This window comes from Pseudomonas sp. BN102, assembly GCF_029871245.1.
Classification (GTDB): Bacteria; Pseudomonadota; Gammaproteobacteria; order Pseudomonadales; family Pseudomonadaceae; genus Metapseudomonas.
The window spans coordinates 1-14,526 of the sequence record NZ_SSON01000065.1 but is presented as its reverse complement, the minus strand read 5'-3'; the positions used below and the strand labels follow the sequence as shown (position 1 = coordinate 14,526).

Below are 14,526 nucleotides of genomic sequence, written 5' to 3'. Positions count from 1 at the left end.
CACTCCCGGCCGTTTTCGCAGTGATGATGGGGAGTTCAGCGTGAAGCCGGTAAAAGTAGGCATCTGTGGCCTGGGGACCGTCGGTGGCGGCACCTTCAACGTACTCAATCGCAACGCCGAGGAGATTGCCCGCCGTGCCGGGCGTGGAATCGAGGTTGCGCAGATTGCCGCCCGTCGTCCGAACCCGAAATGCGATACCGGTGCCACCCCCATCACCGCGGACATTTTCGAGCTGGTCGACAACCCGGAAATCGACATCATCATCGAGCTGATCGGTGGCTACACCCAGGCCCGCGAGCTGGTCCTGAGAGCCATCGAGAACGGCAAGCATGTGGTCACCGCCAACAAGGCGCTGATCGCCGTGCACGGCAACGAGATCTTCGCCAAGGCCCGCGAGAAAGGCGTCATGGTCGCCTTCGAGGCCGCCGTAGCCGGCGGCATCCCGGTGATCAAGGCAATCCGCGAAGGCCTCTCGGCCAACCGCATCAACTGGCTGGCCGGCATCATCAACGGCACCGGCAACTTCATCCTCACCGAAATGCGCGAAAAAGGCCGCGCCTTCGAAGACGTGCTGAAGGAAGCCCAGGCCCTGGGTTACGCCGAGGCCGATCCGACCTTCGATGTCGAAGGCATCGATGCCGCCCACAAGCTGACCATCCTGGCATCCATCGCCTTCGGCATCCCGCTGCAGTTCGACAAGGCCTACACCGAAGGCATCTCGAAACTGACCAGCGCCGACGTCAACTACGCCGAAGCCCTGGGCTACCGCATCAAGCACCTGGGCGTCGCCCGCCGTACCGACAGCGGCATCGAGTTGCGCGTGCATCCGACCCTCATCCCGGCCGACCGCCTGATCGCCAACGTCAACGGCGTGATGAACGCGGTGATGGTCAATGGCGACGCCGCTGGCAGCACCCTGTACTACGGCGCCGGCGCCGGCATGGAAGCCACCGCTTCCGCCGTGGTCGCCGACGTGGTGGACGTGGTCCGTGCCCTGACCACCGACCCGGAAAACCACGTGCCGCACCTGGCCTTCCAGCCGGACTCCCTGTCCGACCACCCGATCCTTTCGATCGAGGCCTGCGAGAGCGCCTACTACCTGCGTATCCAGGCCAAGGACCACCCGGGCGTGCTGGCGCAGGTCGCGACCATCCTCTCCGAGCGCGGCATCAACATCGAATCGATCATGCAGAAAGAAGTCGAAGAGCACGACGGCCTGGTGCCGATGATCCTGGTTACCCACCGGGTCGTCGAAGCGCGCGTCAACGACGCCATCGCCGCGCTGGAAGCTCTGGATGACGTGGTAGGCAGCGTAGTGCGCATCCGCGTCGAGCAACTGAACTAAGCAGCCGCCAGGCAGTGGCGGGGCGACGCCGGGGCGATCCCTCGAGCGACCCGCCGCTGCCGGCAGCTCGAAACCAAGGTTTTAAGACATGCGCTATATCAGTACTCGCGGCCAGGCACCTGCCCTGAATTTCGAAGACGTGCTGCTGGCTGGCCTGGCCAGCGACGGCGGCCTCTACGTACCAGAAAACCTGCCGCGCTTCACCCAGGAAGAAATCGCCTCTTGGGCCGGTCTGCCCTACTTTGAGCTGGCCTTCCGTGTGATGCGCCCCTTCGTCGCCGGCAGCATCGATGACGCCGCCTTCAAGAAGATCCTCGAAGAAACCTACGGCGCCTTCGACCACAACGCCGTGGCGCCGCTGCGCCAGCTGAACGGCAACGAGTGGGTGCTGGAACTGTTCCACGGCCCGACCCTGGCCTTCAAGGACTTCGCCCTGCAGCTGCTCGGCCGCCTGCTCGACCACGTGCTGGTCAAGCGCGGCGAGCGCGTGGTAATCCTGGGCGCCACCTCCGGCGACACCGGTTCGGCTGCCATCGAAGGCTGCCGCCGCTGCGAGAACGTCGACATCTTCATCCTGCACCCGCACAACCGCGTGTCCGAAGTGCAGCGCCGGCAGATGACCACCATCCTCGGCGACAACATCCACAACATCGCGGTCGAGGGTAACTTCGACGACTGCCAGGAGATGGTCAAGGCCAGCTTCGCCGACCAGGGCTTCCTCAAGGGCACCCGGCTGGTGGCGGTCAACTCGATCAACTGGGCGCGGATCATGGCCCAGATCGTCTACTACTTCCACGCGGCCATCCAGCTCGGCGGCCCGGCCCGTTCCGTGGCGTTTTCGGTACCGACCGGCAACTTCGGCGACATCTTCGCCGGCTACCTGGCGCGCAACATGGGCCTGCCCATCAGCCAACTGATCGTCGCCACCAACCGCAACGACATCCTGCACCGCTTCATGAGCGGCAACCAGTACGTCAAAGACACCCTGCACCCGACCCTGTCGCCATCCATGGACATCATGGTGTCGTCCAACTTCGAGCGCCTCTTGTTCGACCTGCACGGCCGCAACGGTGCCGCCATCGCCAGCCTGATGGATACCTTCAAGCAGGGCGGCGGCTTCAGCGTCGAGGCAGACCGCTGGACCGAAGCGCGCAAGCTGTTCGATTCCCTGGCCGTGGATGACGAAGCCACCTGCGAGACCATCGCCGAGGTGTTCAACGAGTGTGGCGAGCTGCTCGACCCGCACACCGCCATCGGTGTCCGCGCCGCCCGCGAATGTCGCCGCAGCCTGGCCACCCCGATGGTCACCCTGGGCACCGCCCACCCGGTGAAATTCCCGGAAGCCGTGGAGAAGGCCGGCGTCGGCCAGTCTCCGGCGCTGCCGCCGCACCTCGCCGACCTGTTCCAGCGCGAGGAACGCTGCACCGTGCTGCCGAACGACCTGAAGCAGATTCAGGCCTTCGTCAGCCAGCATGGCAACCGCGGCAAGCCGCTGTAAGCCTGGCTTCAGAAACGAAAAGGCCGGCTCCCGCAAGGGGCCGGCCTTTTTTGTGCGTGTGAGGAGATTCCTTGTAGGGGCGAATTCATTCACCAAGGGACGCGCAGCTGCCCCGTAGGTTGTGGCTGAGCTACGCGAAGCCCAACGGTGCTCTGTAGGTTGGGCTTCGCTGCGCTCAGCCCAACCTACAGAGCGATCAGATCGCCCCGTCGGCCTTCAGCGCCGCCACTTGCTCGGCGCTGTAGCCCAGGGCCCCGAGCACCTCGGCATTGTGCTCGCCCAGCTCCGGGCCTATCCATTCGCTGGAGCCTGGGGTCTCGGAGAGCTTGGGCACTATGCCCGGCATCTTGAAGGGCTTGCCGTCCGGCAGCTTTGCCGAGACGAACATCTCCCGGGCGAGGAATTGCGGGTCGTTGAACATGTCTTCGGCGGAGAAGATGCGGCTGGCCGGCACTTCTGCGCGGTTCAGCACCGCCAGCACGTCTTCCAGGGGCAGCGATGCCACCCAGCGGTCGATCACGCCGTAGAGCTCGTCGCGGCGTGCGTCGCGGCCATCGTTGCTGGCAAGCGTCGGGTCATTGGCCAGGTCATCGCGGCCTATGGCCTGCATGAAGCGCTTGAAGATGGCATCGCCATTGGCGCCGATCTGCACATGCCGGCCGTCGGCGGCGGTGTGGATGGATGAGGGCGTGATGCCCGGCATGATGTTGCCGCTGCGCTCGCGGATGAAGCCGAACACGTCGAACTCCGGGACCATGCTTTCCATCATGGCGAACACCGCCTCGTAGAGCGCCACGTCCACCACCTGGCCAGTGCCGCCGTTGACTTCCCGGTGGCGCAGCGCCATCAGCGCGCCGATCACGCCCCAGAGGGCGGCGATGGAGTCGCCGATGGAGATGCCGGTGCGCACGGGCGGGCGGTCCTCGAAACCGGTGATGTAGCGCAACCCGCCCATGGATTCACCGACCGCGCCAAAGCCCGGCTGGTCCTTGTAGGGACCGCTCTGGCCGAATCCGGAAAGGCGCACCATCACCAGTTTCGGGTTCAGGGCGTGGATCACCTCCCAGCCCAGGCCCAGCTTCTCCAGCACGCCGGGGCGGAAGTTCTCGATCAGGATGTCCGCCTCGCTCAGCAGCTTCTTGAGGATGTCCTGGCCCTCGGGATGCTTGAGGTTCAGCGTCAGGGACTTCTTGTTGCGGGCCTGCACGAACCACCAGAGCGAGGTGCCTTCGTAGAGCTTGCGCCACTTGCGCAGCGGGTCGCCGCCGTCGGGCGACTCGATCTTGATCACCTCGGCACCGAATTCGGCGCACAGGCGCGAGGCGAAGGGGCCGGCGATCAGCGTGCCGAGTTCGATCACTTTGAGACCGGCGAGGGGTTTGGCAGGGGCGTTCATCGGAATTTCCATGGGCCAGGCGATGGCGGCGACTCTACCCCGTGGGGCCGACAGCGAACAGCCCGGATTGCCGCTGGCGCCCCCTTCCAGGCCGACTTAAAGTTCTTGCAGGACCCTCATTCGCGCGCGCCGACCGCCATGCCAACCCGCCGTGCAATGCCCTGCCACTTGTCGCCCGGTCCGCACTGGGAGGAGGGCACATGCAACTGAACATCCCCACCCTGGTGCTTGTGGATATCTACATCCTCGCCCTGGTGGGCATCCTCATGCTCCACGCCTGGCGCCGTGGCCGCCGCGAGCCGACCCTCGGCTACCTGTCCGCCATGCTGTTGCTCGGCGCGCTGGCCACGGTGCTCGGCAGCCTGCGCGGCATCGGCATGGACTTCGTGCCCCTGGTCATCGGCAACGTGGCGCTGCAGCTCTGCGGGGCGATGAACTGGACCGCCATGCGCGTGTTCGCCGGGCGCCAGCCGCACCTCCCGGGCATCTGCGCCGGCGCGGCGATCTGGGTACTGCTCTGCCTCAACCCGGCCTTCTACGAGTCACTGACAGTGCGGGTGGTGCTCGGCTCGATGATGACCGTCACCTACGCCGGGCTCAGCGCCTTCGAACTCTGGCGCAGCCGCAAGAGCCTGGAAGTGGCCTATATGCCGGCCCTGGTGCTGACGCTCTTTCACACGGCCTTCTACTGCGTGCGCATAGTGGTCGACCGCGGCATGCCCTTCGACCAGGCGGTGGCCAGCGCCGGGCAGGGCACCAGCTTCTTCTCCCTGTTGGTGTTCGAGACCCTGCTCTACGCCATCGGCATCGCCTTCGTCACCCTGGCCATGGTCAAGGAGCGCGCCGAGCTGAAGTTCCGCGCGGCCGCCTATTGCGATCCGCTGACGGGCGTCGGCAACCGCCGCGCCTTCATGACCTCCGGCGAGTACCTGCTGGAAAGCTGCGAGCACCGCGGCGAGCCCGTCGCCCTGATGCTCTGCGACCTCGACCACTTCAAGCGCCTCAACGACAACTATGGCCATGCCACCGGCGACGAAGCCCTGGTGGCCTTCAGCCGCATCGCGGTCGGCAGCATGCGCAAGCAGGACGTGTTCGGCCGCATCGGCGGCGAGGAGTTCGCCTGCCTGCTGGCCGACGCCGACGACGAGGCCGGCGCCCAGGTGGCCGAGCGCATCCGCCGGGAGTTCGCCGAGCTGCCGTTCCAGGAACCGGGCGAGCTCAGCGTCAGCATCGGCATCGTCAGCTCCAGTGACGCCGGATACGACCTGTTCCGCCTGCTCTCCATGGCCGACGACGCGCTCTACGTAGCCAAGGACAAGGGCCGCAACCGCATCCAGCGATATCCTGCCGAATAGCCGAATAGCCGGATGGCCCAGCCAAGGTGGTGGATTCAAGGTAGACTTGCCGCCCTCCGCTGATCATCAAGAAGCCCGCCATGGCCCTCCAAGCGACCCCCTACAAAGTCGAACTCAACCTCACCGACCTCGATCGCAGCGTCTACGAGAACCTGCGCTTCACCGTCGCCAAGCACCCGTCGGAAACCGAGGAGCGTCTGGCCGTGCGCCTGATCGCCTACGTCCTCTGGTACCACGAGCAACTGGCTTTCGGCCGTGGCCTGTCGGATGTGGACGAGCCGGCGCTGTGGGAAAAGAGCCTGGACGACCGCGTGCTGCACTGGATCGAAGTGGGCCAGCCGGACGCTGAGCGCATCACCTGGTGTTCGCGCCGTACCGAGCGCTTCAGCCTGGTGACCTACGGCAACCTGCGGGTCTGGCAGACCAAGGTGCTGGACGGCGTGCGCAGCCTGAAGAACATCAACGTCGTTGCCGTGCAGCAGGAAGCCCTGGAAGAGCTGGCCCGCGACCTGCCGCGTTCGGTCAGCTGGAGCGTGATGATCAGCGACGGTTCGCTGTTCATCACCGATGAGCGCGGCCAGCACGAAATTCCCCTGGAGTGGCTGGCCGGGGAACGCTGAGCGGAAATCCGGAGGATTTCCGGGCAAGGGCCCAGGTCCTTGCCCTAGGCCCTTTCCCGGGAGGGAGAGGGGAAGTCGAGTCAACGATTGGATCGTCCATGCGTATCGAACACCGCGCCCTGCCCGATGTCCTGCCCGACCTGGGCGACCTGCCGCCGCTGCTGGCCCGCCTCTACGCCTCCCGTGGTGTGCAGTCCGCGGCCGAACTGGACAAGAGCCTGGCGCGGTTGATCCCCTACCAGCTGCTCAAGGGCATCGAGGGCGCGGTGGCCCTGCTGGTGGAGGCCCTGGAGCAGCGCCAGCGCATTCTCTATGTCGGCGACTTCGATGCCGACGGCGCCACCGCCAGCACCGTGGGCGTGCTCGGCCTGCGCATGCTCGGCGCAGCCCATGTGGATTACCTGGTCCCCAACCGTTTCGAGTACGGCTACGGCCTGACCCCGGAAATCGTCGCCGTCGCCCTGACGCGCCAACCCGACCTGCTGGTGACCGTGGACAACGGCATCTCCAGCGTCGAAGGTGTGGCCGCGGCCAAGGCCGCCGGGCTCAAGGTGCTGGTCACCGACCACCACCTGCCGGGCCACGAGCTCCCCGCGGCGGACGCCATCGTCAATCCCAACCAGCCAGGCTGCGAGTTCCCCAGCAAGGCGATGGCCGGCGTCGGCGTCATCTTCTACGTGCTGCTGGCCCTGCGTGCGCGCCTGCGCGAGTTGGACTGGTTCGCCCGTGCCGGCCTCAAGGAGCCCAACCTGGGCGAATTGCTCGACCTGGTCGCCCTCGGCAGCGTCGCCGACGTGGTGCCGCTGGACGCCAACAACCGCATCCTGGTCCACCAGGGCCTGGCGCGCATCCGCGCCGGTCGTGCGCGGCCGGGTCTCAAGGCGATCCTTGAAGTCGCCGGGCGGCCGGCCGGGCGCATCACCTCCACCGACCTCGGCTTCATCCTCGGCCCGCGCCTCAACGCCGCCGGCCGCCTGGACGACATGAGCCTGGGCATCGAATGCCTGCTCTGCGAGGACGAAGCCCTGGCCCGCGACATGGCGGTGCAGCTGGACCAGCTCAACCAGGACCGCAAGGCCATCGAGCAGGGCATGCAGCGCGAGGCCCTGGCCCAACTGAAGAACCTGCCCATCGAGGACATGCCCTTCGGCCTATGCGTGTTCGAGCCGGACTGGCACCAGGGCGTGATCGGCATCCTCGCCTCGCGCCTGAAGGAGCGTTATCACCGCCCGACCATCGCCTTCGCCGATGCCGGCGACGGCCTGCTCAAGGGCTCGGCGCGTTCGGTACCGGGATTCCATATCCGCGACGCGCTGGACGCGGTGGCCGCGCGCCATCCGGGCCTGATCAGCAAGTTCGGCGGCCATGCCATGGCCGCCGGCCTGTCTCTGCCTGTGGAAAACTTCGGCGCCTTCGCCGCCGCCTTCGACGCCGAGACCCGCCGCCAGCTCTGTGAGGACGACCTCACCGGCCGCCTGCTTTCCGATGGCCAGCTGAGCATCCAGGAGTTTCACCTGGAACTGGCCCGCGCCCTGCGCCTGGCCGGCCCCTGGGGCCAGCACTTCCCCGAGCCGCTGTTCCACGGCGTGTTCCAGATCGTCCAGCAACGTCTCGTCGGCGAACGCCACCTCAAGCTGGTGCTGAAAAGCGAATGCGGCTCCCTGCAGCTGGATGGCATCGCCTTCAACATCGACCGCGAGCTGTGGCCCAACCCCACCGTGCGCTGGGCCGAACTGGCCTACAAGCTGGACGTCAACGAGTACCGCGGCCAGGAAAGCGTGCAGCTGATGGTGGCGCACATAGCCCCGCGTTGATCCCGCGCCAGCTGTTCTCCTGTAGGAGCGAATTCGTTCGCGAAGCTCTTGTAGGTTGGCGCTGAGCGAAGCGAAGCCCAACGAAGCCCTGCCAGAGAATGTTGGGCTTCGCAGGCTCAGCACCAACCTACGACGCGCCGTAGCCCGGACGGAAGCTGGGACCCCGCTGGCTCCGTCCATTCGATCACCCCGCCTCCGTTCACCCGTCACCCCGTCCTCGCATCCTCCCCGTCAGGGTCTACGCTGATCCAGTCCCGCGCCCCCGAATAAATTTTCGGGTTGCTGTCGATCCCGTCGTTTCCCCAACGACCAATACGCACAGCCAGCAGGAAAGGGCCTCAGTCTGGCGTTCATGCCACCCGACAGGAGAACAACAATGCGCTTCATGGTGATAGTCAAAGCCACAAAGGAATCCGAAGCCGGCGAGATGCCCAGCACCGAGCTGCTCGCGGCCATGGGCCAGTACAACGAAGAGTTGGTGAATGCCGGCATCCTTCTTGCTGGCGAGGGTCTGCACCCCAGCTCCAAAGGGGCGAGGGTCGTGTTCAAGGGCAAGGACCGCAGCGTGATTGACGGCCCCTTTGCCGAAACCAAGGAACTGATCGCCGGCTTCTGGCTGTTCAAGGTCAACTCCCTGGAAGAGTGCATCGAATGGGTCAAGCGCTGCCCCAACCCCATGCCGACCGAGTCGGAAATAGAAATCCGCCAGGTGTTCGAAGCCGAGGACTTCGGTGAAGAATTCACCCCCGAGCTGCGCGAGCAGGAAAAGCGCGTCTTCGAGAAAGCCAAACAGCAGTGACCGCTGTAACCCGACGACAGGAGACAGTCATGAAAATCGATCCCTACCTGACCTTCGATGGCCAATGCGGCCCCGCCTTTCAGTTCTACGCCAAGGTGCTGAACGGCACCCTGGAAGCCTTCCTGACCTTCGCTGAAAGCCCGGCCTGCAATGAGGTGCCCGAGGCGTTCCGCGACAAGATCATGCATGCCCGCCTGGCGGTGGGCGACCAGGTGATCATGGGTTCTGACTGCCCGCCCCAGGCGCCGTTCGAGGGCATCAGTGGCATCAGCATTTCGATCAACGTCGACCGCATTGCCGAGGCCGAGCGGGTGTTCAACGCCCTGGCCGAGGGTGGCCAGGTGCAGATGCCCCTGGAGAAGACCTTCTGGGCTGCACGCTTCGGCATGCTGATGGACCAGTTCGGAGTGCCCTGGATGATCAACTGCGAGAAGGATCAATAATTCTCAAAAGTGAGCGCGGCGCCGGGAAAATCCCGGCGCCGTTGATAAGCTTTTCAGGATCGAACCGCCCAAGGACCGATCCGATGCGACCGCTTCAACGGCTGCGCAAGCGCGCCAGCAATTTCCAGTATCGTCGCGACTGGTTGCGGGCCGACCTCACTGCCGGCCTGTCGGTCGCCGCCGTGCAGATTCCGACCGCCATCGCCTACGCCCAGATCATCGGTTTTCCGGCCCAGGTCGGGCTCTACGCCTGCATCCTGCCGATGCTGATCTACGCCTTGGTCGGCGGCTCCCGGCAGCTCATGGTCGGGCCCGATGCCGCCACTGCGGCCATGGTGGCCGCCGCCATCACTCCACTGGCGGCCGGTGATCCGCAACGGCTGATGCACCTGTCGATGATTGTCGCGGTGATGGTCGGCCTGTTGTCGATCCTCGCCGGCTTCATCCGCGCCGGCTTCATCGCCAGCTTCCTGTCGCGGCCGATCCTGGTCGGCTACCTCAACGGCATCGGCCTCAGCCTGCTGGCCGGCCAGTTGGGCAAGCTGCTGGGCTACCAGAGCGAGACCAGCGGCTTCATCGCCGGTCTGCTGGCGATGATCCGCAATCTGGCCAGCACCCACCTCCCGACGCTCGCCCTGGGCGCCGCCACCCTGTTGCTGATGATCCTGCTGCCGCGGCGCTGGCCGAGGCTGCCGACGGCCCTGGTGGCGATAGTGCTGGCTTCCGTGGCTGCCGCCTGGCTGCAACTGGACCGCCACGGCGTGGCGCTGCTGGGCGAGGTCCCGGCCGGCCTGCCGGAGCTGAGCTGGCCGCGCACCAACTACCAGGAGCTGCTCGGCCTGCTGCGCGACGCCACCGGCATCACTATCGTCAGTTTCTGCAGCGCCATGCTCACCGCTCGTAGCTTCGCCGCCCGCCACGGCTACGCCATCGACGCCAACCACGAATTCTTCGCCCTGGGCCTGGCCAACGTCGGCGCCGGGGTGTCCCAGGCCTTCGTCATCAGCGGCGCCGACTCGCGCACCGCGGTGAACGACCTGGTGGGCGGCAAGACCCAGATGGTCAGCGTGGTGGTGGCGCTGGTGATAGTCGCGGTGCTGGTGTTCCTCCACGAGCCCCTCGGCTGGGTACCCATCGCCGCACTGGGCGCGGTGCTGATGCTGGCGGGCTGGGGGCTGATCGACGTCGGCGCGATGAAGGCGTTCTGGCGTCTCAGCCGCTTCGAGTGCGGCCTTTGCCTGCTGACCACGGTGGGTGTGCTGGGCGTCGGCGTGCTGCCCGGCATCTTCGTCGCCGTGGCACTGGCCCTGCTGCGCATGCTGTATTTCACCTACCGCCCCAGCGACGCGTTGCTTGGCTGGATGGAGGGAGTGGACGGGCAGGTGGAGCTGGGGCGTTTCCCACAGGCCAGCACCTTGCCGGGCCTCCTGATCTACCGCTTCGATGCGCCCTTGCTGTTCTTCAACGCCGACTACTTCAAGCAGCGCCTGCTGCGCCTGGTGGAGCAGACAGACCACCCCCGCGCCGTGCTGATCAACGCCGAAACCATGATCAACCTCGACCTCACGGGGTTGGCCACCCTGTATGAGGTGCAGCAGACCCTGGCGGCCAAGGGCGTCTACCTGGGTTTCGCCCGGCTGCTGGGGCCGACCTACGACCTGCTGCAGCGCTCGGGGCAGCTGGGCGAGCTGAAACCGCCGCTGGTGTTCAGCTCGGTGCGGGCGGGGATCAACGCCTATCGGATCTGGTTGGCGAAGCAGGGCGGGCAAGCCTTGCAGGAGCCCGATCCGGTCGCGTAAACAGGACAACAGGCAATTCACACAAGGAATGACCATGGACCCCTTCATGCAAGCCGCCATCGAAGAAGCCCGTCAGGGCCTGGCCGAGGGCGGGATTCCCATCGGCTCGGTGATCGTCCACAAGGGCCGCATCATCGGCCACGGCCACAACCGCCGCATCCAGGAGGGCAGTGCGATCAAGCACGGCGAGATGGACGCCTTCGAGAACGCCGGGCGCCAGCCTGCCAGCGTCTATCGCGAGGCGGTGCTCTACACCACGCTTTCGCCCTGCTCCATGTGCAGTGGCGCCATCCTGCTCTACGGCATCCCCAGGGTGGTGATAGGCGAGAACCGTACCTTCCTGGGCGAGGAAGAACTGCTGCGCTCCCGTGGCGTGCAACTGGAGGTTCTGCAGGACGCCGAGTGCGTGAAGCTGATGGAGGATTTCATCGCGGCCCGGCCGGAGTTGTGGAACGAAGACATCGGGGAGTGAGAGGAGGGTGGGGTCTAGACTGAAACTGTTCGTCCCCATGCGACTTCCCGGAGGTGCGGCATGGCGATCCGCGACGGTTTTATCGGCAGCGTCGGCAACACGCCGCTACTGCGTCTCGGCCGGCTCTGTGACGAGACCGGCTGCGAGATCCTGGCCAAGGCCGAATTCCTCAACCCCGGCGGCTCGGTCAAGGACCGCGCCGCCCGCTTCATCCTCGAAGACGCCGAGCGCCAGGGCCGCCTGGCACCGGGCGGCACAGTAGTCGAAGGCACTGCCGGCAATACCGGTATCGGCCTGGCGCACATCTGCGCGGCGCGAGGCTACCGCTGCATCATCGTGATCCCGGACAACCAGTCTCCGGAAAAGCTCGACCTGCTGCGCACCCTGGGTGCCGAGGTGCGGCCAGTGCCGCCCAAGCCCTACAAGGACCCGGACAACTACCAGAAGATCGCCGGCCGGCTGGCCGACGAACTGCCGGGCGCCATCTGGGCCAACCAGTTCGACAACATCGCCAACCGCCAGGCCCACTATGCGACCACTGGTCCGGAAATCTGGGCCGAGACCGGCGGCCGCGTGGATGCCTTCGTCTGCGCCACCGGCACCGGCGGCACCCTGGCCGGCGTGGCGCGCTACCTCAAGGAGCGTGATTCCAAGGTGCGCATCGTCCTCGCCGACCCCATGGGCAGCGCGCTGTACAACTGGGTGAAAACGGGCGAACTGCTGGCCGAGGGCAGCTCCATCACCGAAGGCATCGGCACTACCCGGGTCACCGCCAACCTCGAAGGCACGCCGATAGACGACGCGGTGCAGGTGGACGACCCGGCCTGCGTGGCCATGGTCTACCGCCTGCTGCGAGAGGAGGGGCTGTTCGTCGGCGGCTCCTCCGGCATCAACCTGGCGGCTGCCGTGCAGGTGGCCCGCGAGCTGGGGCCGGGGCACACCATCGTCACGCTGTTGTGCGACCGTGGCGGGCTCTATGCGGGGCGCCTGTTCAATTCGCAGTGGTTGCAGGAGAAGGGATTGGCGGAAGCCGCCGGTATTGCCGTCGGGTAGGGTGCACCGTACGCACCGATAGTCCGCGCGGAAGTTCTGGTGCGCGCAGCGCACCCTACGAAAGGCCCCCCTCTCCCGTCAGGGAGAAGGGGGAAGACCTTACCAGCCGAGTTGCTTGTTGAAACCGAGGGCGTCGTAGTAGTCGCCCTGGTAGGTGATCTTGCCGTTCTTGACCCGCACGAAGCTGACACCTTCGAATTTCAGCGGCTTGTTGGTGGCCGGGGTCTCGGCACTCCACGCGCCGCTGTTGGTGCCGGCGAACTCCCACTGGAAGGCGATGCCATCGGCGCTGACGATGGGCTGGCTGGTCATCTTCCACTTGAGGTCCGGCACGGCCGTGATGAACACCTTGATCACATTGTCGCGCGCGGCCGCGCGGCCCTGCTGCGGGGTGCCGACCGTGGCGTCGAAGTAGACGGCGTCCTCGGCCAGGAAGCTGGCGGCCTTGTCGACGTCGTGGGCGTTCCAGGCGGCCATGTAGCCGTCGACTATGGCCTTGGCATCGTCGGCCGCCTGGGCCATCCCGGCCATGGCGCAAAGCAGGATGAAGCTGAAATTACGCAAGGTGTTACGCATTGATCGTTCTCCTGGTGAGTGATGGTGCCGGTGAAGCGAATCTGTTCTTCCTGTGGGGGCGAATTCATTCGCGAAGGGCGACGCAGCTGCCCCCTGGTTGCTCCCAGGGCAGGCCTGCGGCCTGCTTAGCGACTGAAGTCGCCCCCACAAGGAAGAGCGAACAGCCGATTAATGCTTGAACATCACATGACGCACGGCGGTGTAGTCCTCCAGGCCGTACATGGACATGTCCTTGCCGTAGCCGGAGTGCTTGACCCCGCCATGGGGCATTTCGCTGACCAACATGAAATGAGTGTTGACCCAGGTGCAGCCGTACTGCAGGCGCGCGGACAGGCGGTGGGCGCGACCGACATCGGCGGTCCACAGCGAGGAGGCCAGGCCGTAGTCGGAGTCGTTGGCCCAGGCCAGTACCTGCTCCTCGTCGTCGAAGGCGGTGACCGAGACCACCGGGCCGAACACCTCGCGGCGGACGATCTCGTCGTCCTGGCGGGCGCCAGCCAGCACCGTGGGCTGGAAGAAGAAGCCGGGGCCGGCGACGCGCGCACCGCCGGTGACCACCTGGATGTGCGGCACGGCGCTGGCGCGCTGGACGAAGCCTTCGACGCGCGCGAGGTGCTGCTCGGTGATCAGCGGGCCGAGTTCGGTGGCCGGGTCGTCCTGCAGGCCGGTCTGGATGCTGCCCACGGCCTCGCCGAGCTTGGCCACAAACTTGTCGTAGATGCCCTGCTGCGCGTAGATGCGGCAGGCGGCGGTGCAGTCTTGCCCAGCGTTGTAGAAACCGAAGGTGCGGATGCCTTCCACGGCGGCGTCGATGTCGGCATCGTCGAAGATGATCACCGGGGCCTTGCCGCCCAGTTCCATGTGCATGCGTTTCACGCTGTCGGCGGTGCCGGCGATGATCCGCGAGCCGGTGGCGACCGAGCCGGTGAGGGAGACCATGCGCACTTTCGGGTGGGTGGTCAGCGGTTCGCCGACGCTCGGGCCGCGGCCGAAGACCAGGTTCACCACGCCGGCGGGGAAGAGCTCGTTGATGAATTCGGCGAGCTTGAGGGCGGTCAGTGGAGTCTGCTCGGAGGGTTTCAGCACCACGGTGTTGCCGGCGGCCAGGGCCGGGCCGAGTTTCCAGGCGGCCATCATCAGCGGGTAGTTCCACGGCGCGATGGAGGCGACCACGCCGATCGGATCGCGGCGGATCATCGAGGTGTGGCCGGGCAGGTATTCACCAGCGGCGGAACCGCTCATGCAGCGGCTGGCGCCGGCGAAGAAGCGGAACACATCGGCGATGGCCGGCAGCTCGTCGTTCAGCGCGGCGGTGTAGGGCTTGCCGCAGTTCTGCGATTCCAGGCGGGCGAGTTC

At 66.0% G+C, this 14,526-nt stretch carries 13 protein-coding genes; 10 read left to right on the top strand and 3 right to left on the bottom strand.

Features of this window, described 5'->3' with window-relative positions:
• The first annotated feature begins 40 nt into the window (after positions 1-40).
• Both E8F12_RS13250 and thrC read left to right on the top strand, forming a co-directional pair.
• Positions 41-1,345, top strand: coding sequence for a homoserine dehydrogenase (locus tag E8F12_RS13250; RefSeq protein WP_280325714.1), 1,305 nt, complete (start codon positions 41-43; stop codon positions 1,343-1,345).
• Between the two features lie 88 nt (positions 1,346-1,433).
• Positions 1,434-2,843, top strand: coding sequence for a threonine synthase (thrC, locus tag E8F12_RS13245; RefSeq protein WP_280325713.1), 1,410 nt, complete (start codon positions 1,434-1,436; stop codon positions 2,841-2,843).
• A 196-nt stretch (positions 2,844-3,039) separates the two neighbouring features.
• Here thrC and E8F12_RS13240 read toward each other — a convergent pair whose 3' ends face one another.
• Positions 3,040-4,239, bottom strand: coding sequence for a CaiB/BaiF CoA-transferase family protein (locus E8F12_RS13240; protein ID WP_280325712.1), 1,200 nt, complete (start codon positions 4,237-4,239; stop codon positions 3,040-3,042).
• Between the two features lie 200 nt (positions 4,240-4,439).
• Between E8F12_RS13240 and E8F12_RS13235 the strand changes: the two genes are divergently transcribed.
• From E8F12_RS13235 to E8F12_RS13200, 8 genes are all read left to right on the top strand, one after another.
• The gene (locus E8F12_RS13235; protein ID WP_280325711.1) at positions 4,440-5,594 is read left to right on the top strand and encodes a GGDEF domain-containing protein; all 1,155 of its coding nucleotides are present in this window, start codon (positions 4,440-4,442) and stop codon (positions 5,592-5,594) included.
• Between the two features lie 80 nt (positions 5,595-5,674).
• On the top strand, positions 5,675-6,214 hold the full coding sequence (locus tag E8F12_RS13230) for a YaeQ family protein (RefSeq protein WP_280325710.1): 540 nt from the start codon (positions 5,675-5,677) through the stop codon (positions 6,212-6,214).
• A gap of 98 nt (positions 6,215-6,312) precedes the next feature.
• Positions 6,313-8,028 carry a single-stranded-DNA-specific exonuclease RecJ gene (recJ, locus tag E8F12_RS13225; protein WP_280325709.1) on the top strand — a complete coding sequence of 572 codons (1,716 nt, stop codon included), beginning with the start codon at positions 6,313-6,315 and terminating at the stop codon, positions 8,026-8,028.
• A 376-nt stretch (positions 8,029-8,404) separates the two neighbouring features.
• Positions 8,405-8,827 (top strand): YciI family protein, encoded by a 423-nt coding sequence (locus E8F12_RS13220; RefSeq protein WP_280325708.1) that lies wholly within the window; start codon positions 8,405-8,407, stop codon positions 8,825-8,827.
• 29 nt (positions 8,828-8,856) lie between these two features.
• Positions 8,857-9,270: a VOC family protein gene (locus E8F12_RS13215; protein WP_280325707.1), complete on the top strand. Its 414-nt coding sequence runs from the start codon at positions 8,857-8,859 to the stop codon at positions 9,268-9,270.
• Between the two features lie 83 nt (positions 9,271-9,353).
• Positions 9,354-11,069, top strand: coding sequence for a SulP family inorganic anion transporter (locus tag E8F12_RS13210; RefSeq protein WP_280325706.1), 1,716 nt, complete (start codon positions 9,354-9,356; stop codon positions 11,067-11,069).
• A 34-nt stretch (positions 11,070-11,103) separates the two neighbouring features.
• A complete protein-coding gene (locus E8F12_RS13205; RefSeq protein ID WP_280325705.1) occupies positions 11,104-11,541 on the top strand; it encodes a nucleoside deaminase in 438 nt (145 codons plus the stop codon).
• Between the two features lie 60 nt (positions 11,542-11,601).
• Positions 11,602-12,594: a cysteine synthase A gene (locus tag E8F12_RS13200; RefSeq protein ID WP_280325704.1), complete on the top strand. Its 993-nt coding sequence runs from the start codon at positions 11,602-11,604 to the stop codon at positions 12,592-12,594.
• 99 nt (positions 12,595-12,693) lie between these two features.
• On the opposite strand, the gene E8F12_RS13195 is transcribed toward E8F12_RS13200, so the two are convergent.
• The gene (locus tag E8F12_RS13195) at positions 12,694-13,170 is read right to left on the bottom strand and encodes an ester cyclase (RefSeq protein ID WP_280325703.1); all 477 of its coding nucleotides are present in this window, start codon (positions 13,168-13,170) and stop codon (positions 12,694-12,696) included.
• Between the two features lie 168 nt (positions 13,171-13,338).
• Positions 13,339-14,526, bottom strand: a 1,188-nt coding sequence (locus E8F12_RS13190; RefSeq protein ID WP_280324903.1) for a gamma-aminobutyraldehyde dehydrogenase, incomplete at its 5' end; no start/stop codon positions are given.

Excerpts from the sequence above, each read along its gene's own strand:
- E8F12_RS13220 (WP_280325708.1), top strand. The coding sequence starts at position 8,405 with ATGCGCTTCATGGTGATAGTCAAAGCCACAAAGGAATCCGAAGCCGGC.
- E8F12_RS13200 (WP_280325704.1), top strand. The coding sequence starts at position 11,602 with ATGGCGATCCGCGACGGTTTTATCGGCAGCGTCGGCAACACGCCGCTA.
- E8F12_RS13230 (WP_280325710.1), top strand. The coding sequence starts at position 5,675 with ATGGCCCTCCAAGCGACCCCCTACAAAGTCGAACTCAACCTCACCGAC.
- thrC (WP_280325713.1), top strand. The coding sequence starts at position 1,434 with ATGCGCTATATCAGTACTCGCGGCCAGGCACCTGCCCTGAATTTCGAA.
- E8F12_RS13240 (WP_280325712.1), bottom strand. The coding sequence starts at position 4,239 with ATGAACGCCCCTGCCAAACCCCTCGCCGGTCTCAAAGTGATCGAACTC.
- E8F12_RS13205 (WP_280325705.1), top strand. The coding sequence starts at position 11,104 with ATGGACCCCTTCATGCAAGCCGCCATCGAAGAAGCCCGTCAGGGCCTG.
- E8F12_RS13215 (WP_280325707.1), top strand. The coding sequence starts at position 8,857 with ATGAAAATCGATCCCTACCTGACCTTCGATGGCCAATGCGGCCCCGCC.
- E8F12_RS13210 (WP_280325706.1), top strand. The coding sequence starts at position 9,354 with ATGCGACCGCTTCAACGGCTGCGCAAGCGCGCCAGCAATTTCCAGTAT.
- E8F12_RS13195 (WP_280325703.1), bottom strand. The coding sequence starts at position 13,170 with ATGCGTAACACCTTGCGTAATTTCAGCTTCATCCTGCTTTGCGCCATG.
- E8F12_RS13235 (WP_280325711.1), top strand. The coding sequence starts at position 4,440 with ATGCAACTGAACATCCCCACCCTGGTGCTTGTGGATATCTACATCCTC.
- recJ (WP_280325709.1), top strand. The coding sequence starts at position 6,313 with ATGCGTATCGAACACCGCGCCCTGCCCGATGTCCTGCCCGACCTGGGC.